Raw genomic sequence first — 22301 nt, 5'->3', positions numbered from 1 at the left:
TGGCCGAGCCTTCTATCGAGCCGTGTTCGGCGTCGGAATCGGTGGTCTCTCCCAGGGCAGTACCCGACGTGCTGCCGACCAGAGGGCGGCGCGGCGGTCCCGCTGAAGCACGAAGGTAACCGCCTGCCAGTACAGGACGCCGACGAGCAGCGAGAGCGCCAGCGCCGGCCAGGGGTGGTCGTCGCGAAGCGGGAGGTACACCTGGAAGTGCGTCACGTAGATGTAGAGGGAGGCGCTCGCCAGCACCCCGGCCACTCGGCTCAGCACTGTCGGGCAGCGCACAGACCTCAGCCACACCAGCAGGCACAGCCCGCCGATGACGATGATCTCGCGGCTGGTGTCGCCGAAGAAGAATCCGGGCACCGTTGCCACGATCGCCGCGGTGACGCAGATGCGGTGCCACATGGTCGTCGCCTTGGCGGCAGCCCAGCCCAGCGCGAAGAACCAGAAAACGACCGAAGCGGTGAGGATGCGGTTGCGCGTGTCGTCGATGTCGATCACCCCGTACCTGGTGAGCAGGCCGACCGCGACGAGTCCCATCGGAAAGAGGAACGGATAGGTGCGCTCAGTGCGGTCCACCAACGGAATACAGAGCAGCACGACGACGGCGAGGAGGATGTACACGATTGCCTCGACGAACCAGTATCGCCACTCGATCGTCCAGCCGGGCGGACCGAGAATTCCATTGAGCAAGAATGCACTGGTGATCCGGTATTCCCCTGTCAGGGCTATGACACACCCGAGCCACACCATGCTCGGAACGGCGATCCGGCCGACGCTCACGAGAGTATGGCGTAGCCGCTCGTTACGCCCCGCCGAACTCAGGTGGAACCGGGCGAAGTTGTAACCGGCAACGCCGAGGAGCACGTGCGCCCCACCGAGAAGCGTGAACAGATGAATATGCGAGCCGGCGATGAGAACGATCGCGACCGCGCGGAGCAGAACATTGGTCTCCACTGACGGTCGTCGGCGTCCGCGGCGCGGTGTGAAGTCGCGAATCCGTGTGGTGTGCCAGTTCTCGGGTAGGTAGCCGAGCAACTGCTCGAGCCGCAACGACATACGGACGTAGGAGAGCGAGTCTCCACCCAAGCTGACGAACGAGCTGTCATCCGTGACGTTCGGGCAGCCGAGGACTTCGGCATACAGCGCGCGCAGTGCGTCCGCATCGGCGCGCTCTTCCCGGCAGGCACGCTGCGCCGGCTCCGGCCGCCCCGCCAGCGCGGTCACCGCCGAATAGTCGGGCTTGCCCGTGGCGGTCCGCGGCAGCTCGTCGACGGCGCACACACGGACCGCTCCGATCGGCAGCCCGGCGGCCCGCGCAGCGACCTGCCTTGCGCCCTCCAGATCACTACCGGATTCGACGGCCGCGATCAGTTCCTCCGCCCCGCCGACACAGCACGAGCGGTGGCCGTGCTCGGCCAGCGTCGACTCGACCAATGCAAGATCGATCCGCAGCCCGTAGACCTTGGCGAAGCGGCTGCGTCGCCCGACCACCTCGTACAACCCATCTCGGCGACAGCGGGCGAGGTCACCCGTGCGTAGTTCGCCACCCAGAACGTCACCGAGACGTAAGTCCTCGGGACCCTCGGCATAACCGAGCATCACGTTGGGACCCGAATAGACAAGCTCGCCGATGTCTTCGGGGGCGTCGGTGACGGCCTCGATCCGAAAGAATCCGCCGGGGATCGCCCGGCCGATGGTGTGCGGGTGCCTCGTGGCGAGCTCCGGCGGCAGATACGCCATCCGGGCAGTCGCCTCCGTCTGCCCGTACATGACGAAGAACTCCCAGCCGCGGCGCCGACCCAATTCGGCATACTTCCGCACGCGGTCCGGCGCGAGGCGTCCACCGGCCTGCGTCACATATCGTAGGCCGGGCAGATCCAGTCCGTCGAACCCGACACGGTCCAGCAGGTCGAAGGTGTAGGGCACGCCCGCGAAACTCGTGCCGCCGTGCGCGCGGAACAGCTCCCAGAAATCGGCGTCGGCCACCGACAGCGACGTCAATACCAGGGCCGCACCGCTCAGCAGATGACTGTGAATGACCGACAGGCCGTAGCAATAGTGCATAGGAAGGGTTGTCGCCGCCCGATCGCTCGACCTGATGTCGAGATACTCGGCGATCGACTCCGCATTGCTCTGCACATTGCTATGGGAAAGGCGGACGAGTTTCGGCGACCCGGTCGAACCGGAGGTGCTCAGCAACAACGCGAGGTCGGGGTGCATCACGTGCGCGGACCCAGCATGCAGTTCCTCGACAGCCATCCGACCGCTGGGGTCCCTGCGTACGACGACGTCGGGTCGGTAGGTGGCGATCAACGCGTCGGCGCCGGCCGCTTTGTCGCCCGGCGCGAGCAGGACGGGATGGCCTGCTGCCAAGGACGCGAGGTAGGTGGCAATCGTTTCGACGTCGTTGGCACCGCAGATCAACACCAGGCGCCGGATGCCGCCCAGCTGACGAGCCCGGGCTTCGACCCGCGCGGCGAGCTCGCTGTACGTGACCGTGCCGTCCGGCGTGATCAGTGCCGGGGCGTCGCCGTACTCGTCCAGGCGACGCGCGAAGGGCACGCCGGGACGTTCCATACGGTCGAACGGACGCGGCACCGACCCAGTGTAGAAGCGCTGCCCTGCCTCACCCGTGAAGAGGTACGCAGCAGGCGGGACCCGGGGCAGGTCAGTGAAGCACGAAAGCCACCTACCCGAATTCGGGAGGTGGCTTTACGTGCATTCTTCTGTGGAGCCTAGGAGATTCGAACTCCTGACATCTGCCTTGCAAAGGCAGCGCTCTACCAACTGAGCTAAGGCCCCGTTACCTCGTGCCACACCTCGTTGCTGCGCAGCAACTTGGTGAGTCCTATCGTCACCAGCACTCCGGCTCCCACGATCAGGAGGACCTTCATGCGTATGACCTTTCACCGGCACCAGGAGTGGGCCTAGGAGGACTTGAACCTCCGACCTCTTCGTTATCAGCGAAGCGCTCTAACCGCCTGAGCTATAGGCCCCTGAAGTCTGGAAACCAGTCTTGCGCAGTTCCCTGAACCGAGTCGGAAGATTACCCCACCGGACCGGCAGATACCAAAACCGGTCCGGTGAGACTGCCTTTTCCCAGTTCAGTCTCGATCGGCGAGCGTCACTTCGACACCGCCGACGAGGTCGGAACAGAGGTTGTAGATGAACGCCCCGATGGTGGCGAGCGCCGTGAACAACACCATGTTCGCGAGTCCGATGACGGCGGCATAACCGAAGACCTGGCCGGCCGTCACGAGCCCCTCCGAGCTCGACTCCGCCACGATGTCGGTGAACGCGTTGTTCAGCCGGTCCCAGACGCCCATACCGTCCAGCACGACGTACAGCAGGCCGACCGCGACCATCCACACGAAGAACAGCGACACCGAGATGACCGAGGAAATCTTCAGCGTCGACCACGGGTCGACCTTGCGGATCTGCACCGTCGCCCGCAGAGCCTCGCCCTCTCCGACGCGCTGGGGGGCGGCGGCCACCTTCGGCTGCTGCCCGGTGGCCGCTGACGCAGGCAGTGGGTGCTTCGCCTCGGAGAGGTCGGGCATGTCCTTGGGGAGCACGTCACGATTGATGTGCCGGGTGGGCCCGTCGATCGCGGACGCCTTGGCCTTGGCCGATTCCCGCTGCGACACCGCGGCCGCAGCAGCGGTACCGGTGACACCGCCGGCGGCAGCGGCAGCAGCGCTGGACGGCCGCCCCTGGGCGGGAGCGGGCTGCCCCTTCGGCGCGGCCGGGGGTCCCTTCTGGACGGGAACGGCCTGAGTCGGTGCCCCCGGCGGCGTGGTGGGCGCCGCCGTGGACGGCTTCTGTGCACCCGGCGCGCTCGGCGCCCCTGCTGCGGCAGCAGCGGTGCCCGCACCAGCCGTAGCGGACGACGGGGAGTCGGGACGCGGGCGCTGCTGGGAGCCGGGCTGCCCCGGCTGTCCCTGCAGCGGCCGCTTCAGGTTGGTCTGTGGCTCTCGTTGCATCCCCCGCTGCCACGGCGGTGCCTGACTTCCCCGAACGGGCTGTGCACCGTCGACGGGAGCGCCGGACGCAGGTGCCCGGTTGCCTGCCGGATCGGCCGGAGCCGTACTACCGGGAGCAGGGTTGCCGGGCGGTTGGCTGCGGGCGGGCGCCTGGTTGCCGGCGGCACGGTCGGCAGGCGCCTGTTGGGGCGGTCCCTGACGGCCGGGAGCACCCTCAGCGGGCCGTCCCTGCTGAGGCGGCAAGGGCCGACCCTGGGGGGCCTGCGTGTGGGGAGCCTGGGTACGAGGCCCCTGATGTTGCGGCGGCGCGGCGCCGGGCCGGGCAGCGGGACCTGCCGCGGGGCCGGGCCCACGACCCGCAGGCGCCTGACCGGGGGTCGAACCCGAGGTGGGGTTCGACCGGGCAGAGCCGTTCTCGGGCGTGCGGGTGGTGTGCTGCTCGGAGGCCGCCGACCCGGCAGAACCCGCGCTCGGCTTGTCACCGCCTGGCTGGTTGGGAGTGCTCACTAGGACTCCTTAGCTCCTTTGCCGCTGCTCTCGGCGTTGTCTTCGGGCTCGTCGGGTTCGTCGGCGTTGCGCGCGATCGCGAGCAGGGTGTCGCCTTCCCCGAGGTTCATCAACCGAACGCCCTTGGTCTGCCGACCGGCCCTGCGGACTTGCTTGGCGGCGGTGCGGATGACGCCACCGCCCGAGGTGATCGCGTAGAGCTCGTCGTCATCGTTCACGATGAGCGCTCCGACCAGGGTGCCACGTTTCGGGTCGTACTGGATCGTGAGTACGCCCTTTCCGCCTCGTCCCTGTGGCACGTAATCCTCGATCGGAGTGCGCTTGCTGTACCCGCCCGACGTCGCGACCAGCAGATAGGTGCCTTCGCGCACGACGTTGAGCGACAGCAGCTCGTCGTCCTCGTTGAACCGCATGCCCTGGACACCGGACGTGGCGCGGCCCATCGGGCGCAGCACCTCGTCGGTGGCCGAGAAACGGATCGACTGCCCCTTCGCCGACACCAGCAGAAGGTCTTCATGGGCGGAACACAGCACGGCGCCCACCAGTTCGTCCTCACCGCGCAGGTTGACGGCGACGATGCCGCCGGACCGGTTGGAGTCGAAATCGGTGAGCTTCGACTTCTTGACCAGGCCGTTGCGGGTGGCGAGGACGAGATACGGCGCGTCCTCGTAGGTCTTGATCTTGATGACGCTCTGGATCCGCTCGTCCGGCTGGAAGGCCAGCAGGTTGGCCACGTGCTGGCCGCGCGCCGTGCGGCTCGCCTCCGGAAGCTCGTAGGCCTTGGCCCGGTACACGCGGCCCTTCGTCGTGAAGAACAGCAGCCAGTCGTGCGTGGAGCTGACGAAGAAGTGCGACACGATGTCGTCCTGCTTGAGGCCGGCGCCCTGCACACCCTTGCCGCCGCGCTTCTGCGAGCGGTAGAGGTCGGTCTTGGTGCGCTTGGCGTAGCCGGTCTCGGTGATGGTGACGACGACGTCTTCGCGGGCGATGAGGTCTTCGTCGGCCACGTCACCGTCGGCCGCGACGATGCGGGTGCGTCGATCGTCGCCGTGCTTGTCGACGATCTCCTTCAGCTCGTCCCGCACGATCGCACGCTGGCGTTCGGGCTTGGCGAGGATGTCCTGCAGGTCGGCGATCTCGCGTTCGATCTCGGCGAGTTCGTCGACGATCTTCTGACGCTCGAGTGCCGCGAGACGACGCAGCTGCATGGCGAGGATCGCATCGGCCTGGATCTCGTCGACGTCGAGGAGTTCCATCAGGCCGGCGCGAGCGATGTCGACCGTCTGCGAGGCGCGGATCAGGGCGATGACCTCGTCGAGGGCGTCGAGCGCCTTGACGAGTCCGCGCAGGATGTGCGCGCGTTCTTCGGCCTTGCGGAGCAGGTACTCGGTACGACGGCGGATGACCTCGACCTGGTGGACGACGTAGTGCCGGATCATCTGGTCCAGGCGCAGCGTGCGAGGCACACCGTCGACGATGGACAGCATGTTGCACCCGAAGCTGGTCTGCAGCTGAGTGTGCTTGTACAGGTTGTTGAGAACGACCTTCGCGACCGCGTCACGCTTGACGGTGACGACGATGCGCATACCCGCACGGTCCGAGGACTCGTCGTGGATGTCGGAGATGCCGGCGATCTTGGCATCGCGGACCTGTTCGGCGATCGACGTGATCAGGTTGTCGGGGTTGACCTGGAACGGCAGTTCGGTGATGACGATCGTGGTGCGCCCCTTGGCGTCTTCCTCGATCTCCACCACACCGCGCATCCGCACCGATCCGCGACCCGTGGTGTACGCGTCATGGATGCCCTGACCACCGACGATCAGGCCGTGTGTCGGGAAGTCGGGTCCCTTGACCCGTTCCATGACGGCCGTGAGGGTGGACTCCTCGTCGGCCTCCCAGTTCTCCAGAGCCCAGTAGATCGCCTCGGCTACCTCGCGGAGGTTGTGCGGCGGGATGTTGGTGGCCATACCGACGGCGATGCCACCGGAACCATTGATCAACAGGTTGGGGATACGGCTGGGGAGAACTGTCGGCTCTTGCGTCCGGCCGTCGTAGTTCGGAGCGAAATCGACCGTTTCGTGGTCGATCTCACGCAGCATTTCCATGGCCAGCGGAGTCAGGCGGCACTCCGTGTATCGCATGGCTGCGGCGCCGTCGTTACCGCGGGAACCGAAGTTGCCCTGACCGTCGACGAGCGGGTAGCGCAGCGACCACGGCTGCGCCATGCGCACGAGGGTGTCGTAGATGGAAGCGTCACCGTGGGGGTGGTAGTTACCCATGGTCTCGGCCACCGGTCGCGCAGACTTCACATAACCGCGGTCGGGCCGGTAACCGTTGTCGTACATTGCGTACAGGACACGCCGGTGCACCGGCTTGAGGCCGTCCCGCACGTCGGGCAGCGCGCGACCCACGATCACGCTCATGGCGTAATCGATGTAGCTGCTCTGCATCTCCTGCTGAATGTCGACGGGCTCGATGCGGTCGTGCCCCGGTCCCTCCGGCGGCAACGTTGTGTCAGTCATGAGCTCCTTCTTCTACTCGGCTTGACGTCTCCTCGCGGACGAGTGGTCCTGCACGACGTCACGCAACCACCCGAGTCTATAGGTGCAGGTCAGCTGGAACGGTGAAGGACTCGGATGCACTCCTGAACAGGGCGGGTTCCGCGTGTCCGCTACCGGAGTTCCAGTTCCCTACCGCGGCTTTCGGCCGCGACCGATTCGGCGGCCAGCATGTCGGCCTCGAGTTCGAGTTCGGCAGCCACCCGGTCGGGCGCCATCAGCAGCGCCGTGATCGGGATCGTCACTACCAGCATGCCCAGCACGAAGACGGGGAACAGGATTGAAAACACCTCGAGACCGTCGGGGCGCGGAGCCTCCGGATCGACCGTCACGCTCACACCGAACACACCCGTGTAGTGCATGGCCACCAGGGCGGCCGCCAGCACCAGCGCCGCAACCAGACGCAGGGCCCGCGAATCGAGAATCGAGATCGACCACATGATCGCAGCACCGATGACCAGGCCTGTTACCGCTGCGGCGCCCGTCAGTATCGGGTCGAAGCTCACGGATCCCTGGATCACGAGCGAGGAGACGATAGCCACGTGCATGCCGGCGAGCCCGACACCGAGGATCACGGCAGCTGCGGCCAGCCGGCTGATCTCCACCGAGGTGGTCGGCCGCCGATGCTTACTCGGCGGCGGACTGACGATCAGCAACGCCACGCCGGCTGCGAGCACCGGTACCGCGAACGACACCGCGATCCACAGTGCGTCGTAACGCAGGGTGGTACCCGCGACCTCGAGCCCGACCATTGCGACGTAGTGCGGCAGCCACGCCCCGATGCCACCGATCGACAACGCGCCCCACGCCAGCCAGAGGTAGCGCTGGCGCGGACTCGTCGCCGTCATCGCCTTGCGGCCACTGGCGATACCGACGAAGAGGCCGATGAACGCGGTGACCACGGCAAGACCGACCACCCACGTGCCCATGGAGAACTGCTGTAACTCGTCCGACATTGTTCGAATCCTCAGTACACGGCCGTGTGAAGCTTGGTCAGTGCATATTCGGTGATCGCCACGAGCGCCTGCTTCGCCGACTCCCGATCGCGGGCATCGATGGGAATGATCGGCACATCCTCCGAAATCGCGAGCGCCGCCCGGATGTCCTCGATCGGATAACGCGGCGCGTCGTCGAACTCGTTGATCGCGACCAGGAACGGCAGGCGACGGGCCTCGAAGAAATCGACCGCCGCGAAGCTCTCGTCCAGGCGGCGGGTGTCGATCAGGACGATCGCCCCGATCGCGCCGCGGATGAGGTCGTCCCACATGAACCAGAACCGGTGCTGACCCGGCGTTCCGAACAAGTACAGGACCAGGTCGTCGGCCAGGCTGATGCGACCGAAGTCCATCGCGACCGTGGTCGTGCCCTTCTGCGGGGTGGCAGCCAGGTTGTCGACGCCGTCGCTCGCGTTGGTGACGAGCGCCTCGGTCCGCAGGGGGACGATCTCGGAGACAGCACCGACCAGCGTGGTCTTGCCGACGCCGAACCCACCGGCGATCACGATCTTGGTCGAGGTCACCCGGTTGCGGGGTTCAGATTTCGCGAAGTCCACTGAGGACCCTTTCGATGAGTTCACGACGTTCGGAGTCGGTCGAATCTTCCTTCAGGGTTGCCAGGATCTGCAGATGACCAGCCTCGACGAGGTCGGCCACCAGGACGCGGGCCACCCCCAAGGGCACCCCGACCCGAGCGGCGATCTCGGCGACCGAAGGCGACTGCTGACACAACGCGACGATGGCCGCGTTGACGTCGTCGAGTTCCCACTGCCGGTCCACCGACTGTGGCAACGCCTGGATCAATGCTTCGAGAGCGAGCTCGACCGCCGGCCGGGTTCGCCCCGACGTCAGCGAGTACGGGCGAACGATATTCGGTCCCGGATGCTCGAAGTGCTGGTCGTCCATGGCCATCTCGGAGTCAGAGGCCCTGCGGAGTGCGCGGCGTCGCCTCGACCGACGCGCCGACGCGATCGACGAGGATGGCCATCTCGTACCCGACCTGCCCGATGTCGCATTCGGCATCCGTGAGGGTGGCGAGATGAGATCCGTCACCGACGCTCATCAACAGCAGGTAGCCGTGCTGCATCTCCACCACCGACTGAAGCACTCCACCACCTTCGAAGAGGCGTGACACCCCCGCCGACAGGCTGGCGAGCCCCGAGGTCACCGCGGCGAGCTGCTCGGCCCGGTCGATCGGCAGGTGGGCACTGGCCGCCATGAGGAGGCCGTCCGCCGACACGAGCACGGCATGGGAGACGCCGGGTACGTCGCTGGCGAAGTTGGACACCAACCAGTCGAGAGGTCGCGTGACGTCGGATCCATGAGCGGTGTTCATCGGTCTCCTTCAATACTGTTGCGTTCCGCAAGACTGTCGCGTTGCGCGAGCCTCGTGGCCCTGCCGTTTCGGACGCCCTGTTGGTGACGGCTGAGATTCGCGCGAATTGTCTCAGGATCGCGCACGCGTCGCAGCGTCCCCGTATTGTGCGCGCCCTCGACCGTGCCGGGAAGCAGGCGTTCGCCGGGCCGACGTTTCGGCAGGCCGATCTCGGGGTCCACCTCGACGGGGGCCGACGTGACCCGCTCGACGGCGGACCAGCCCGCGTCACCGGCGGACTGCCAGACACCGGGGGCGCCTTCGTCTCCCGTCGGATCGGTGAGCCAGTCGGACACCATGTCGGCGAAGATCGGAGTACCTCCGCCGGGCCGCTGCACCGCCTCCGCCGGAGGCGGATCGATCCGGGACTGGAAGAACGACGCCGTCTTGGCCGGGTCGGTGCGGTAGCGGTGCCGCACGGGTGCCTGATCACCGGATGCGGGGGGCGTCGTCGTAGACGCCGAACGATCCGGCACGGGCCGGTCTTCGCGCCGCGGGAGCTGCGGCAATCGAGGTCCGGCAGCCGGCGTTTCGGGGGCAGCCGGCGTTTCGGGGGCAGCCGGCGTTGTGGGGGTAGCCGCCTGCGGTCGTCGCACGGGCAGTTTCGGCATGGCGCCGGTTCCGCGGACGTTCATGGTGTCCGGCGACTGACCGTTCGATACCGCGGCCGGCGTACCTGAGTCGCCGGCGATACCGCTCGCGCCGGGCTGACGACGAGGCAGGCTCGTCCCCAACGCCGTGGTGACGGCGGGTGCGGCGGTGGTGGGCGTCGGATCCGGCCGAGACTGCGGCGTGCGGGTGGGCAGAGCGCCCCGGGTAGAGGGCTGCTGCGCGTTGTCCCGCCGAGGCGCGGGCGCTGCGATGGCCGCCCGGACGGGCGCCTGGTTGATCTTGCGCTGTGAGCCGGTGTCCTGACGAGCCGCCTGCGAAACGATCAGTGCGTTGGGAATGTGAATACTCACGGTCACGCCGGGGTTCCGTGCGGTGTCGAAAGTGGACCGCAGCCGCACCGTGAGACCGTGCCGCTTGGCGAGCCGGCTCACCACGAACAGACCCATGTGGCGTGCCGTCTCCGGACCGACCTCGCCGCCGGATGCGAGCCGCTCGTTGATGTCCCGCATGTCGTCGGCCGGGATACCGATGCCGCGGTCGGCGATCTCGAGGAGCACCCCGCCGTCGACCGCCCGGGCGAAGCTGAACGTGACCACCGTGTCGGGGGGTGAGGCCCGCAGCGAGTTGTCGACGAGTTCGGCGAGAAGGTGGACGACGTCGGTGACGACTGCACCACTGAGGGCACCTTCCGGTGTCGCTCCCATCTGGACGCGCTGATAGTCCTCCACCTCGGAGATCGCGGCACGCAGAACGTCGCCGAGAGCAATGGGCGCCGCCTGGGAACGACGCACCCGGGTACCGGCCAGGATGAGGAGGTTCTCGCCGTTTCGGCGCATACGCGCTGCCAGGTGGTCGAGCCGGAAAAGGCTCTCGAGTCGCTTCGGGTCCTTTTCCTCGAACTCGAGGTTTTCGATGAGTCCGAGCTGCTGGTCGACCAGCGACTTGCTTCGGCGGGCGAGGGTTTCGAACATGTCGTTGATCTGGAGGCGCAGTTGCGCCTGCTCACCGGCGAGTTTGAGGGCCTGACCGTGGATGTCGTCGACGGCGCGGGCGAGCTGTCCGATCTCCTCCGTCGAGTGCACGGCCACCGGATCGAATGACAGATCTCTCGGATCGTCGCTGGACTTGATCTGCTCGATCGCATCCGGCAGGTCGCGGCGGGCCGCCTTCAGGGCGCCGTACCGCAGTCGTCGAATCGGGCCGATCAGCGACCGCGACACGAGGAGTGCCAGGACGAGAGCGGCGAGCAGTGTGCCGAGGACGATGGCGGTATCGCGCAGCGCGGCGGACCGAGTCTCTGCTGCCCGCGTCTGCACCGTGGCGGCGATGTCCTGCGCAGCCTCGCTCGTCAGCTCCTGGTAGACGTCACGGCTGCCGATCAGCGAGGAACGCAGCTGCAAGATGGGGAGGACCCCGCCCCGCGCTGCATCGGCAAGACCCTGATCGATGAGCGTGTTGCGGGCCGCGGTGTTGTCGCGCAGGGTCGTGAGCCGAGCATCGTCCTTCGGGTAGTACCTGTTCAGAACGTCGAGAAGGCTGGTTTCGGCACCGGCCGCGGCGACCACGGACGACATGGGAAGGTCGCCGTTTCGCGCCTTCTCCCGGCCCTGCGGGCCCGCGTAGGCGTCCTTGACCGCGATGAGACCCATAGCCTGATCGAACAACCTGCGCTGCGCCTGCCACGCGCTGGACAGCAGGTATCCCTTGTCGACCACTTCACTGTCGTCAATCGGCCGCACGATGTTGTCCACTACACCAATGAAATCCTTTGCGAACACTTGGTTTCGTTCCGCGATCAGGTCAGCGCTGACCCCTGGGGAGTCCATCAGGTTCAGAAGTGCACGCCCATCCGACACCGTCTGGCGGATCGACGAGGCAACGTTCGGTTGAAGCTCTGGGTTGCGGGCCTGCTCGGACACCTCAGCCATCAGTGTCTCCGTGATTTCCCGGTCTTCCTTGGTGAGCGTGCCGGATGCATAACCGCTGGCGACGGTGCCCATCGCTGCCTCGAGGGCCACGATGTCGGGGACGCCGACGATCTGGTCGGCAGCCTCGGTGAAGTGAACGGCGTTGCTCAGTTCGCTCTGCACTCGGAGCCCACCGAGCACCATGGCGACCGTGACGGGGACCGCGAGGACTGCAGTGACCTTCCATCGCAGCCCCCAGCCCTCGATATCCCAGAACCTTGCCCGGGGCGGCGAATCGTCGCTCATCCCACGCTTCCTTTCCACCCATTCATCGATCGCGGGTCGGTGTTCGAAACCACGCCCGCGGCAGCAGACGGTCGGCCGCGATGACACGTGACGACGGAGGGAAGTGATCGATCAGTTGCGCCGTGCGGCGCTGCCCGGCGCACCCATCTCCGAATGTAACGAGTTCATCACGTCCCTACGGGGACCGTTTTACCACAGAACTTCACCGACTCTTACTTTCGAGTAACATGCGCACCACTGATCTCGTACGTTCCCGTTTCTGCGGGTTGATCAGCGGCCCAGGCTACACAGAACCGCGCGGCGCAGTCGAGATCGTCGCGGAGTCGAGGCATCGGTCACCCCGTATACGGCGCAGCCACCGGGGGCTCTGCCCGCCGGTGGCTGCAACGACTTCGGTGTGGATCTACGCCCGATACCTACACGTCGAGGAAGCGAACGTCCTTGGCGTTACGGGTGATGAAGCTTCGCCGGGCCTCCACGTCCTCGCCCATGAGGACGCTGAACAGTTCATCGGCGGCGGCGGCGTCGTCGAGGGTGACGAGACGCAGAACACGCACCGACGGATCCATGGTGGTCTCCCACAGTTCCTTGGCGTTCATCTCGCCGAGGCCCTTGTACCGCTGGATGCCGTCATCCTTGTTGATCTTCTTGCCCGCCTCGAGACCGGCCTTGACCAGGACGTCGCGTTCACGATCGGAGTACGCGAACTCCGGGTCGCTGCGCTGCCACTTGAGCTTGTAGAGCGGCGGTTGCGCGAGGTAGACGTGCCCGTGCTCGACCAGCGGCCGCATGAATCGGAACAGCAGTGTGAGCAGCAGCGTTGCAATGTGCTGGCCGTCGACGTCGGCGTCGGCCATCAGCACGATTTTGTGGTACCGGAGCTTGGCGATATCGAACTCGTCGTGAATTCCGGTGCCGAACGCGGTGATGATCGACTGGACTTCGGTGTTCTTCAGGACACGGTCGATGCGCGCCTTCTCGACGTTGATGATCTTTCCGCGCAGCGGCAAGATCGCCTGGTACATCGAGTCACGCCCCGACTTGGCCGAGCCGCCTGCGGAGTCACCCTCCACGATGTAGATCTCCGACTTGCTGGGGTCGTTGGACCGGCAGTCGGCGAGCTTGCCCGGTAGACCACCGAGGTCGGTGGCGCTCTTGCGACGCACGAGCTCGCGTGCCTTACGTGCCGCCACGCGCGCCTGCGCCGAGGACACCGCCTTGTTGACGATGGTCTTCGCGTCCGCGGGGTTGGCCTCGAACCAGTGCGACAGGTGCTCGTTACACGCCTTCTGCACGAAGGACCTGACCTCGGTGTTGCCGAGCTTGGTCTTGGTCTGTCCTTCGAACTGCGGCTCGGACACCTTCACCGAGATGATGGCCGCGAGACCCTCACGAATGTCGTCACCGGTCAGCTTGGGGTCTTTCTCCTTGAGGAGCTTCTTGTCGAGCGCATACTTGTTGACCGTTGCGGTCAGCGCCGACCGGAAACCCTCCTCATGGGTGCCGCCCTCGTGGGTGTTGATCGTGTTGGCGAACGTGTGCACCGACTCCGAGTAACCGGAGTTCCACTGCATTGCCACCTCGAGCTCGTGGCCGGTGCCCTTCGCGGTGAACCCGACGACGGAGTTGTGGATCGGCTGCTTCGTGCGGTTGATGTGCCGCACGTAGTCCTCGAGACCGCCCGGGTAGTGGTAGATGCGGGTCTTGACCTTGTGGACGGCGGGGGACTGCGCCTCGGCCGACTCGTCCTCCGCGGTCTTCGGCGCTTCCGCGACCTGGCTGACGACCTCCTCGGTGACCTCGGCGTCGCTGACGCGCTCGTCGGTGAGCGTGATCGTCAGGCCCTTGTTCAGGAATGCCATTTCCTGCAGGCGCCGCGCAACCGTCTCGAAGCTGTAGGTCGTGGTCTCGAAGATGTTCGAATCGGCCCAGAACCGGACGGTCGTTCCTGTTTCCTTGGTGGGCTCGCCCTTGACGAGTTCACCGGGCTTGGAATCCGTGTAAGTCTGGGTCCAGCGGAAGCCGTCGCGCTTGATGTCGACCTCGAGGGTGGTGGACAGCGCGTTCACCACGGAGATACCGACACCGTGCAGACCACCGGAGACGGCGTACGAGTCGGAGTCGAACTTTCCGCCGGCGTGCAGCTGGGTGAGGACCACCTCGACGGTGGGAACTCCGGACGCGTGCATTCCGACCGGAATGCCACGACCGTCGTCGACGACCTGGACCCCGCCGTCCTCGAGAAGGGTGATCTCGACCTTGCTGGCGTAGCCGGCCATGGCCTCGTCGACCGAGTTGTCGACGACTTCCCAGATCAGGTGGTGCAGACCGCGTTCACCGGTGGAACCGATGTACATACCCGGTCGCTTACGAACTGCTTCGAGTCCTTCGAGGACGGTGATGGAAGAAGCGCCGTAGTCCTTGCTGGAGGTGCTTTTGTCTGACTTCTGGGCAGCCACGGGTGGGTAGCTCTCCTTCTCCGTCCACTACCCGGCACACGCGTCCGCCGCCCTGTCCGGGCCTGCGGAGAACGAGAGTCGGGAATCTTGCCGCTAGTTACCTCGGCCATCATACTGGTACGCCACGGCCACAAGAGGGCTATGACACCCCTGAGCGGCCCGTAGGCGAATTTTCAGGATGGTTCGGGGGTGAAAACCTAGGCCGAACGGCCCTGAGATTCGTCAGGCGCCGCGCTCCCCGACATCGCGGAACGCCCGCTCGTCGAGATCGAGGACGAACTCCGCCGTGAGCTGGGCAATGTCCTCCGCGTGCGAGATCGGTGACCAATGTCCGGCGTCGATGTGACGACGTCGCAGGTCGGGTGCCCATTTCTCGGTGTCCTCGTAGCCCACCGGGCGCACTGCCTTGTCTCTGGCGTTGAGAATCAGCTGAACGGGCACGTCCGTGTAGCGGTCGCGAGGCCTGCCGAGACACGTCCTGATATTCGCCCGGTAGAGCTTCAGACCATTCACCATGTCGTCCGCCAGCGTCGGGCCGGGCCGCACGAGCGCGGGGTCCAGTCCGTCGAAGAATTTCAGGAATGCCGGCCAGTGCCGCGAGAACCACAACCGAAGCGGCAGTGTGGCAAGCCCGGGAATCTGGAACAGAACCGTGTAGGCCGACGCCACCGCCTGGGCGAGCGGTCCACCGAAGCTGCGGTCCGATATCCGGCGGCGCATCCACTTGCCCAGGTGATCGAGGTTGGGCCCGGACACCGACGTGAAGGACGCGATCCGCTCGGCGGCCCCCTGCTCACAGACGGCTTCCCACGCCTCCACAGACCCCCAGTCGTGGGCGAGGACATGAACCGGCTTCCCCGGGCTCACCGCATCGATGACCGCGAACAGGTCACCCGCCAGCTCGGGCAGTCGATAGTCCGCGACGCGGGTGGGCACGGTGCTGTCCCCTGCCCCGCGACTGTCGTAGCTGATCACCCGGAAACGCTCCGCCAAGAAGGGCACCACGCGTTGCCACAACTCGTGGGTGTCCGGCCAGCCGTGTACCAGGACAATCGTGTCGCCGGCAGGATTGCCCTGTTCGAACACCGCTAGTTCCACGGGTCCGTGGGAAATCCGCACGGCAGTACCGGGGATGTGTGCACTCATGAAGGGTCCTCGACTCTTTCGAAGCTTCGGTGTCGTCGGTTCACAGGTCGAGGACGAGACGACCGCCCTCGGAACGGGAGACACAGATGAGCATTTCGTCCTGTTGCTCGGCGTCGGTGAGCCGGTTTTCACGGTGTTCCGCTTTGCCCGCCAGTACCTTTACCCGGCAGGTACCGCAGAAACCCTGCTGGCACGAATATCCGACACCGGGCAGCCTGTCTTTGATCACGCTCAGCGCCGACTCGTCGGCGGGAACGGTCAGCACTTCGCCGGTGCTTACCAGTTGCACTTCGAACTCGCGGCCGTCGAGTACCGGTGGTGCACCGAAACGTTCGAAATGCAGCGCCGTGGCAGGACTGTTCGCGAATCCGCGCCGTACCGATTCGAGCATCGGGGTGGGCCCGCAACAGTAGACCGCGCCGCCGGGGGCGGCACGCTCGAGCAGGTCGGTCGAGCTCGGCAGTCCGAACTCGTCGTCGGGACGGATGAACACCCGTGCGGAGTCGAAGGTTTCGATCTCGTCGAGAAACGGCATCGATTCACGCGAACGCCCGGAATACACGAACTGCCAATCCATTCCGAGTTCGCGAGCCGCCCTCACCATCGCCAGGATGGGAGTGATTCCGATACCGCCTGCGACGAACAGCGCGCTGCCCTCACCGACGAACGGAAACCCGTTACGGGGACCGCGGACCGTCACCGAGGACCCGGGCTCGAGCGCGTGCATCTCGACGGAGCCGCCGCCCCCGTCCGGGATTCGCCGGACGGCGACACTGTAGCCGTGTCGATCGGACGGATCGCCGCACAACGAGTACTGGCGCCGAAGACCGGAGGGCAGGTGAAAGTCGAGATGCGACCCGGGGTGCCACTCGGGAAGTGCCGCACCGTCTTCCGACTCGAACCGGAGCAACACCACGTTGGCGTCGCGGGCCACGACCTGACGGTGCGACACGACGAGCGTCATCGCGCTGTCGGGATTGTGCCCGGCAACCACCGGGTTGTACTCGTAGGCCGTGAGCACCCGAAGGTACTTCTCGGCGACGGCCTCGGTGATACGCATGGCGCGGTCCGGTCGTTCTCGACCCTTGATGTCCGGCGGTGCGTCGTAGCGAGTCAGCCCCTTGGCTTTCAAAACGTTTCGCATGGAAGCGAGTTTCATCGTTGCGCCGCCTGTGCCGCCGGCGACGACGCCAGGTACTTCACCGCCTGCGCCGTGGACCCCTCGTTCGAGGGGTGGTACGACCGAGTGAAATACGTCGACATTCTTTTCGTCAGCTCCCATGCCGTGGGCAAGGTTCCCCGCTTACCCGCCGCGAAGAAGTCGGACAGATGCGGCTTACGCCGATGTTCCGACCACGGGGCGAGTTCAGGATCGTTACGCATGAGGAAACGGGTTCCCCGCACCCACAGCCATACGATCACCGGCGTCACGATCAGCTGGGTACGAATGCGCCGGGATTCACGCTTGTCGAAGTACCGCATGACGTCATAGGCGACGGAGCGATGTTCTACCTCCTCGGCACCGTGCCACCGCAGCAGGTCGAGCATGGTCGGGTGCACTCCCGCGCGATCGAGACCCTCGGCATTGAGCACCCAGTCACCGAGAAATGCGGTGATGTGCTCGATGGCGGCGATGACGGCGAGGCGCTCGATCAAGTGGTTCTTTTCCCGCAACCCGGTGAGTGGACGCGGTCCCAGAATCTTCTTGAAGGTCCATTCCATCTGGTCGGTGAAGGGCGTGGGATCGAGGCCCTTCTCCTTCAGATGAATCAACACCCCCGAGTGGGCGTTGGAGTGCATTGCCTCCTGGCCGATGAAGCCCACGACGTCGTCACGCAGTTGCTCGTCCTCGATCAGGGGCAGCGCCTGCTTGAACGTGTCGACGAACCACTCCTCTCCTGCGGGGAGGAGAAGGTGCAGAACGTTCAGAACATGCGTGCTGAACGGATCGCCCGGGATCCAGTGCATCGGGAGGTTCGACCAGTCGAACTCGACGTTTCTGGCCTGCAACAGAATGTGATCCGGTTCCGGGATCGCCGTTCGGTTACGCGGTGCAGTCGGGGCGGACATTCGGTTACTCCTTCGTGCCGACCACTGAGCCACGCGGATTCGATGTGGCACAGTTCACTCAACAACTCGAGATAACTGTAACATCGGGTATCAGATACGGCCAGCGCCTGTCACCGAATCAGCTCAGCCGTAGGTGTCCCTCGGCCCGCGACCGCGCACGTGTCGCTCCCCCTTTCGCCAGCTCGGAGCAGAGGGACCGGTGATACGGAGCGACTTCACGACACCGTCACCAACGGCCGCGGCAATTTTCGCGAGTATCTGTGATTGCATCATTCGCAGCTGGGTAGCCCACGCAGTCGACTCCGCGGACACACTCAAGATTCCGTCGCGAAGTCCGGTCGGCTCGGCGTGCGAGGCAATGTCCTCACCGACAACCTGCGTCCACCGACCCAGAACCGTCCCCTCGGACACCTTGGGTGCCCAGCCTCGTTGTTTCGCGAGTGCGCTCGTCAGCGCACCGAACGGCTGCGGATCACGATCGTCGGGCCCCGGACCCGACCACCCACGCCGGCGACGGGCACGCAGGCTCCGAACCCCCGTTCCGGAACGCCGACCCTGGCCGACCGATTTACCGCTCGCCTTTGCGGCGGCCCGTGCCTCCTCGAGGGCGCGCCGGGCGAGGTCGACTCCCTTCAACTCCGGTTCCGGAGTCTCCGCGGGGGTGGGGTCATGACCCTCCGTCATCAGGCAACTCCTTACTCTTGTCCGTAATCTGCGAGATGCGTCCTCGATCCGTGTCGCGGGCCTCCACACCGAACCGGACGGCATCGAGTTCTACGGGAACGTCCTCCGGCACCGCAGCGGTAATGAGTACCTGTTCGGCGTCCACGGCGACGCGGGCGAGCGCACTGCGACGACGCCGGTCCAGCTCGGCGAACACGTCGTCCAGCATCAGAACCGGATCACTGCCATCTGCTCGCAGCAACGCGAACGCCCCCAGTCGCAGAGACAAGGCGAACGACCAGGACTCCCCGTGGCTCGCGAATCCCTTGGCAGGTGTGTCGCCGAGTTGCAATTCGAGATCGTCGCGATGAGGTCCGACCAGGCACACCCCCCGCTCGATCTCCTTCGACCGCATGACCGACAACTCGTGGAGGAATCGCTCCTCGAGAAAGGCGATGTCATCAGGCGCGGGATTCCGCGATGGGTCGGTGAATTCCGGCGGGAGGGACGAGCCGAGGCTCGAGCGGTAACGGATACTCGCCGGTCTGGATTCGGGAGCGAGTGATCGGTACGACTCCGCCAGATGGGGGGCGAGGTCGTGGACGAGTTGTAGCCTTCCGGCGAGCAGTTGGGCTCCGTGCGCGGCCAGATGCCCATCCCACACCTCCAGGGTCGCCAGAGCGCTTGCGCCGTCCTCACTAGGGGAAGAACCGCTGCGCGAGACCCGCCGCAACGCACCGCCGGCCGTCTTCAGCAGTGCCGACCGCTGCCGTAGGACACGGTCGTAGTCCGCACGCACTGCGGCCATCCGCGGGATCCGGGAAGTGAGGAGTTCATCGAGGTAGCGCCGCCGATCTCCCGGGTCGCCGCGAACCAAGGACAGATCCTCGGGGGCGAACAACACCGTCTGCAAGATCCCCAGAATTTCGCGCGGACGACGAGTCGGCGATCGATTGATCCGGGCCTTGTTGGACTTACCCTCGATCAGTTCGACGTCCACCGTCAGTTCCCGACCGGCGTTGACGACGGTCGCGCCCGCGAAGGCCTGTCCGGTACCCGTCCTGATCAGCGGAGCATCCGAGCTGACTCGATGCGACGACAGCGTGGACAGATAGCCGAGCGCCTCGAGCACGTTCGTCTTGCCGTGTCCGTTGGGACCGACGAACACGGTGCACCCCGGACGCAGGTCAAGGCTCAGTGCGTCCCAGGACCGAAAGTCTCTGAGCGAGAATGCGCGGACGAACACCTATGTTCCAGAGCCGGTTTCCGGCTCGCCCGCGGCCTTCTTCACAGCGTGTCCACCGAACTGGTTACGTAGCGCGGACACCGCCTTCATGGCCGGGGAATCTTCCTGCCGCGAGGCGAAACGCGCGAACAGCGCCGCCGAGATCACGGGCGCCGGAACAGCATGGTTGATCGCTTCCTGCACCGTCCAGCGGCCCTCACCGGAATCCTCTGTGTACCCGGAGATTTCCGCGAAATCTGGGTCGTCACCCAGCGCCTTGACCAGAAGTTCGAGCAGCCACGACCGCACGACGGTGCCCTTGGTCCAGGCGCGCAGAACACCGTGAACGTCGGTGACGAGCTCTTCGGCCTCGAGTAATTCGTATCCCTCGGCGTACGCCTGCATCAGGCCGTATTCGATGCCGTTGTGAATCATCTTCGCGTAGTGGCCGGCTCCGATCGGACCTGCGTGGACGAAGCCGTCCGCCCGCTCTCCTTCGGGGCGAAGCGCATCGAAGATCGGAAGTGCCCGTGCGACATCGGCTTCCGCGCCACCGACCATCAGCCCGTAACCGTTCTCGAGTCCCCAGACTCCGCCGGACACACCACAGTCCAGGTAACCGATGCTCCGGGACGCCAGCATCTCGCCGTGCACACGGTCGTCGGTATATCTCGAGTTTCCACCGTCGATGACCAGGTCCCCGGACTCGAGCACGGTCGACAGCTCCGACACGGTGTCCTGGGTGATCTTCCCCGCCGGAACCATCACCCACACGACTCGCGGAGACTCGAGTCGCTGCGCGAGTTCCGCCAGGGATGCCACGTCGGTGACCTCGGGACGAGGGTCGTAGCCGACGACCTCGTGACCGTGCGCGCGCAGACGCTCGCGCATGTTGAATCCCATTTTCCCGAGTCCGACCAACCCGACCTGCATCGTGATCTCCGTCCGCTCGTGAGATTTCTTCCGACAGTGACCCTTTCGCTCCTCGCGAGGCGTCAGCCGGGGAGGCGGACCGGCATCAGCAGGTAGGTGTACGCACTCTCGGGTGCCGAGAAGTTGCCGGAATCGTCAGGCTCGATCTCTTCTTCGGTGGCGGGGCGCAGCACGGCTGGACGGCTGGGGGTGGTGAAACCGAACAGCACCTCCTCGCTGTGGAGCGAGGAGAGTCCGTCGATCAGATAACCCGGGTTGAAGGCAATGGTCAGAGGCTCGCCGCGGAACACCGCGTTGAGGCCTTCCTCGGCCCGGCCCGCGTCGTCACCCCCGGCCGAGAGGAGGAGTCCCTCGGCAGAGAACTGGAGGCGGACCTGTGCGCCCCGCTCCGCGACCAGCGCCACACGCTTGATGGCCTCGATGAGCGGGGCAATCGGGGCAGTCGCCATGGCGGTGTGCTCGGACGGCAGGAGCTGGCGGAACTTCGGGAACTCGGCGTCGAGGAGTCGGGTGGTGGTGCGGCGGCCGTCGTTGACGATGCCGAGAAGGCCGTCGTTGCCGACGGCGGAGCCGGAACCCAGAGCGAGCTCGACGGGCGAAGTGGCATCTCCGGCAAGAGTTTTAGCCGACTCGGACAAGGTCTTGGCAGGGATGAGGACGGCAGCCGACGTGTCGGGATTGGTGGGCGACCACTCGAGTTGACGCACGGCGAGACGGAACCTGTCGGTAGCGGCTAGCACGATCGTGCTCTTCTCGATCTCGACACGAATGCCCGTCAGCATCGGCAGAGTGTCGTCTCGGCCGGCAGCGACCGCCACCTGGCTGATTGCCTCGGAGAACAGGTCCGCGGGGATCGAACCAGTTTGCTGGGGCAGCTGCGGTAGCTGGGGGTAGTCCTCGACCGGCATGGTGGGCAGCGAGAACTTGGCACTTCCACAGGCGATCAGAACGCGTGTGCCTTCGAGGGTCACATCGACCGGCTTGTTCGGGAGCGCCTTCGTGATGTCAGCCAGCAACTTGCCGGACACCAGGACCTGTCCCGTACTGCCGACCTCTGCCGCAACCCGCACCTGGGCCGACACCTCGTAGTCGAATCCGGAAACCGTCAACCCTTGTTCGGTTGCGTCAAGGAGAACCCCGCCGAGAACCGGGACAGGGGGTCGCGACGGCAGACTGCGGGCGACCCATGCCACTGAATCAGCGAATTCTTCCCGGGAGACGCGAAACTTCAGGCTTCCAAGCTCCATCGCCGGGTTGTTCCTCTCGGTAGCACGGTTGGTCGGCACGGTCGAGCCGTGACCACTGGCACTGCAGTCTTTCACAGAGCGGCGATGCATAACCGTAAGCCCTCGAGGACGAACTTGAAAGCGGAACGCCCCGGTCCTCGAGTCCCCGGCGGAGGCCTGTGAACCGACTCGATCCCCAAGCCTGTTTTGAAAGAGTTTCTTAGAAGAAATATTCAGAAGTACTATTAGGTCCTGTGGAATCTGTGGACGAACGGCCTTAGGCGCTGGTCGGTCCGCCCGCCCGCATGGGGAATTCTCGAGGACAAACTCGAG

16 protein-coding genes and 2 tRNA genes are annotated in these 22301 nt (G+C 65.6%); all 18 read right to left on the bottom strand.

Annotation, left to right across the window (positions count from 1 at the left end; genetic code table 11):
* Positions 1-12: 12 nt before the first annotated feature.
* Positions 13-2580 (bottom strand): AMP-binding protein, encoded by a 2568-nt coding sequence (locus R4P95_RS28810; protein WP_397517771.1) that lies wholly within the window; start codon positions 2578-2580, stop codon positions 13-15.
* A 152-nt stretch (positions 2581-2732) separates the two neighbouring features.
* Positions 2733-2805 (bottom strand) — tRNA-Ala (locus R4P95_RS28805).
* 120 nt (positions 2806-2925) lie between these two features.
* Positions 2926-2999, bottom strand: a tRNA-Ile gene (locus R4P95_RS28800).
* 108 nt (positions 3000-3107) lie between these two features.
* A complete protein-coding gene (locus R4P95_RS28795; protein ID WP_397517770.1) occupies positions 3108-4229 on the bottom strand; it encodes a DUF3566 domain-containing protein in 1122 nt (373 codons plus the stop codon).
* Between the two features lie 263 nt (positions 4230-4492).
* Positions 4493-7015, bottom strand: coding sequence for a DNA gyrase subunit A (gyrA, locus tag R4P95_RS28790; protein ID WP_213575421.1), 2523 nt, complete (start codon positions 7013-7015; stop codon positions 4493-4495).
* 149 nt (positions 7016-7164) lie between these two features.
* Positions 7165-8007 carry an MHYT domain-containing protein gene (locus R4P95_RS28785; protein WP_317747267.1) on the bottom strand — a complete coding sequence of 281 codons (843 nt, stop codon included), beginning with the start codon at positions 8005-8007 and terminating at the stop codon, positions 7165-7167.
* A gap of 11 nt (positions 8008-8018) precedes the next feature.
* Positions 8019-8570 carry a GTP-binding protein gene (locus R4P95_RS28780; RefSeq protein ID WP_109334763.1) on the bottom strand — a complete coding sequence of 184 codons (552 nt, stop codon included), beginning with the start codon at positions 8568-8570 and terminating at the stop codon, positions 8019-8021.
* 13 nt (positions 8571-8583) lie between these two features.
* The gene (locus tag R4P95_RS28775) at positions 8584-8958 is read right to left on the bottom strand and encodes a DUF742 domain-containing protein (protein WP_109325322.1); all 375 of its coding nucleotides are present in this window, start codon (positions 8956-8958) and stop codon (positions 8584-8586) included.
* A 7-nt stretch (positions 8959-8965) separates the two neighbouring features.
* Positions 8966-9382, bottom strand: coding sequence for a roadblock/LC7 domain-containing protein (locus R4P95_RS28770; RefSeq protein ID WP_109325319.1), 417 nt, complete (start codon positions 9380-9382; stop codon positions 8966-8968).
* The gene (locus tag R4P95_RS28765) at positions 9379-12246 is read right to left on the bottom strand and encodes a sensor histidine kinase (protein WP_317747266.1); all 2868 of its coding nucleotides are present in this window, start codon (positions 12244-12246) and stop codon (positions 9379-9381) included. The genes R4P95_RS28770 and R4P95_RS28765 overlap by 4 nt, the downstream gene beginning before the upstream one ends.
* 416 nt (positions 12247-12662) lie before the next feature.
* On the bottom strand, positions 12663-14705 hold the full coding sequence (gene gyrB, locus R4P95_RS28760) for a DNA topoisomerase (ATP-hydrolyzing) subunit B (RefSeq protein WP_159918449.1): 2043 nt from the start codon (positions 14703-14705) through the stop codon (positions 12663-12665).
* Positions 14706-14927: 222 nt separating this feature from the next.
* A complete protein-coding gene (locus R4P95_RS28755; RefSeq protein WP_213575426.1) occupies positions 14928-15851 on the bottom strand; it encodes an alpha/beta fold hydrolase in 924 nt (307 codons plus the stop codon).
* 40 nt (positions 15852-15891) lie between these two features.
* Complete coding sequence (locus R4P95_RS28750) at positions 15892-17010, bottom strand: PDR/VanB family oxidoreductase (RefSeq protein ID WP_317747264.1); 1119 nt, start codon at positions 17008-17010, stop codon at positions 15892-15894.
* A complete protein-coding gene (locus R4P95_RS28745; RefSeq protein WP_317747262.1) occupies positions 17007-17921 on the bottom strand; it encodes a metal-dependent hydrolase in 915 nt (304 codons plus the stop codon). Before R4P95_RS28745 ends, R4P95_RS28750 begins: the two co-directional genes overlap by 4 nt.
* Before the next feature lie 123 nt (positions 17922-18044).
* A complete protein-coding gene (locus tag R4P95_RS28740) occupies positions 18045-18605 on the bottom strand; it encodes a DUF721 family protein (protein ID WP_109325312.1) in 561 nt (186 codons plus the stop codon).
* Positions 18589-19830, bottom strand: coding sequence for a DNA replication/repair protein RecF (gene recF / locus R4P95_RS28735; protein ID WP_213575429.1), 1242 nt, complete (start codon positions 19828-19830; stop codon positions 18589-18591). The genes R4P95_RS28740 and recF overlap by 17 nt, the downstream gene beginning before the upstream one ends.
* On the bottom strand, positions 19831-20808 hold the full coding sequence (gene gnd, locus R4P95_RS28730; RefSeq protein ID WP_283254081.1) for a phosphogluconate dehydrogenase (NAD(+)-dependent, decarboxylating): 978 nt from the start codon (positions 20806-20808) through the stop codon (positions 19831-19833).
* A complete protein-coding gene (dnaN, locus tag R4P95_RS28725) occupies positions 20805-21989 on the bottom strand; it encodes a DNA polymerase III subunit beta (protein WP_109325305.1) in 1185 nt (394 codons plus the stop codon). The genes gnd and dnaN overlap by 4 nt, the downstream gene beginning before the upstream one ends.
* Positions 21990-22301: the final 312 nt, after the last annotated feature.

The organism is Rhodococcus sp. IEGM 27, from assembly GCF_033142305.1.
GTDB classification, from domain to species: Bacteria; Actinomycetota; Actinomycetes; order Mycobacteriales; family Mycobacteriaceae; genus Rhodococcus_F; species Rhodococcus_F oxybenzonivorans.
The sequence above is the reverse complement of the archived record's forward strand: the minus strand, read 5'-3'. Positions and strand labels throughout refer to the sequence as shown.

Coding starts and splice junctions, on each gene's coding strand:
- R4P95_RS28810 (WP_397517771.1), bottom strand. CDS start 2,580: ATGGAACGTCCCGGCGTGCCCTTCGCGCGTCGCCTGGACGAGTACGGC.
- gyrA (WP_213575421.1), bottom strand. CDS start 7,015: ATGACTGACACAACGTTGCCGCCGGAGGGACCGGGGCACGACCGCATC.
- R4P95_RS28785 (WP_317747267.1), bottom strand. CDS start 8,007: ATGTCGGACGAGTTACAGCAGTTCTCCATGGGCACGTGGGTGGTCGGT.
- R4P95_RS28775 (WP_109325322.1), bottom strand. CDS start 8,958: ATGGCCATGGACGACCAGCACTTCGAGCATCCGGGACCGAATATCGTT.
- R4P95_RS28770 (WP_109325319.1), bottom strand. CDS start 9,382: ATGAACACCGCTCATGGATCCGACGTCACGCGACCTCTCGACTGGTTG.
- R4P95_RS28765 (WP_317747266.1), bottom strand. CDS start 12,246: ATGAGCGACGATTCGCCGCCCCGGGCAAGGTTCTGGGATATCGAGGGC.
- R4P95_RS28755 (WP_213575426.1), bottom strand. CDS start 15,851: ATGAGTGCACACATCCCCGGTACTGCCGTGCGGATTTCCCACGGACCC.
- R4P95_RS28750 (WP_317747264.1), bottom strand. CDS start 17,010: ATGAAACTCGCTTCCATGCGAAACGTTTTGAAAGCCAAGGGGCTGACT.
- R4P95_RS28745 (WP_317747262.1), bottom strand. CDS start 17,921: ATGTCCGCCCCGACTGCACCGCGTAACCGAACGGCGATCCCGGAACCG.
- R4P95_RS28740 (WP_109325312.1), bottom strand. CDS start 18,605: ATGACGGAGGGTCATGACCCCACCCCCGCGGAGACTCCGGAACCGGAG.
- dnaN (WP_109325305.1), bottom strand. CDS start 21,989: ATGGAGCTTGGAAGCCTGAAGTTTCGCGTCTCCCGGGAAGAATTCGCT.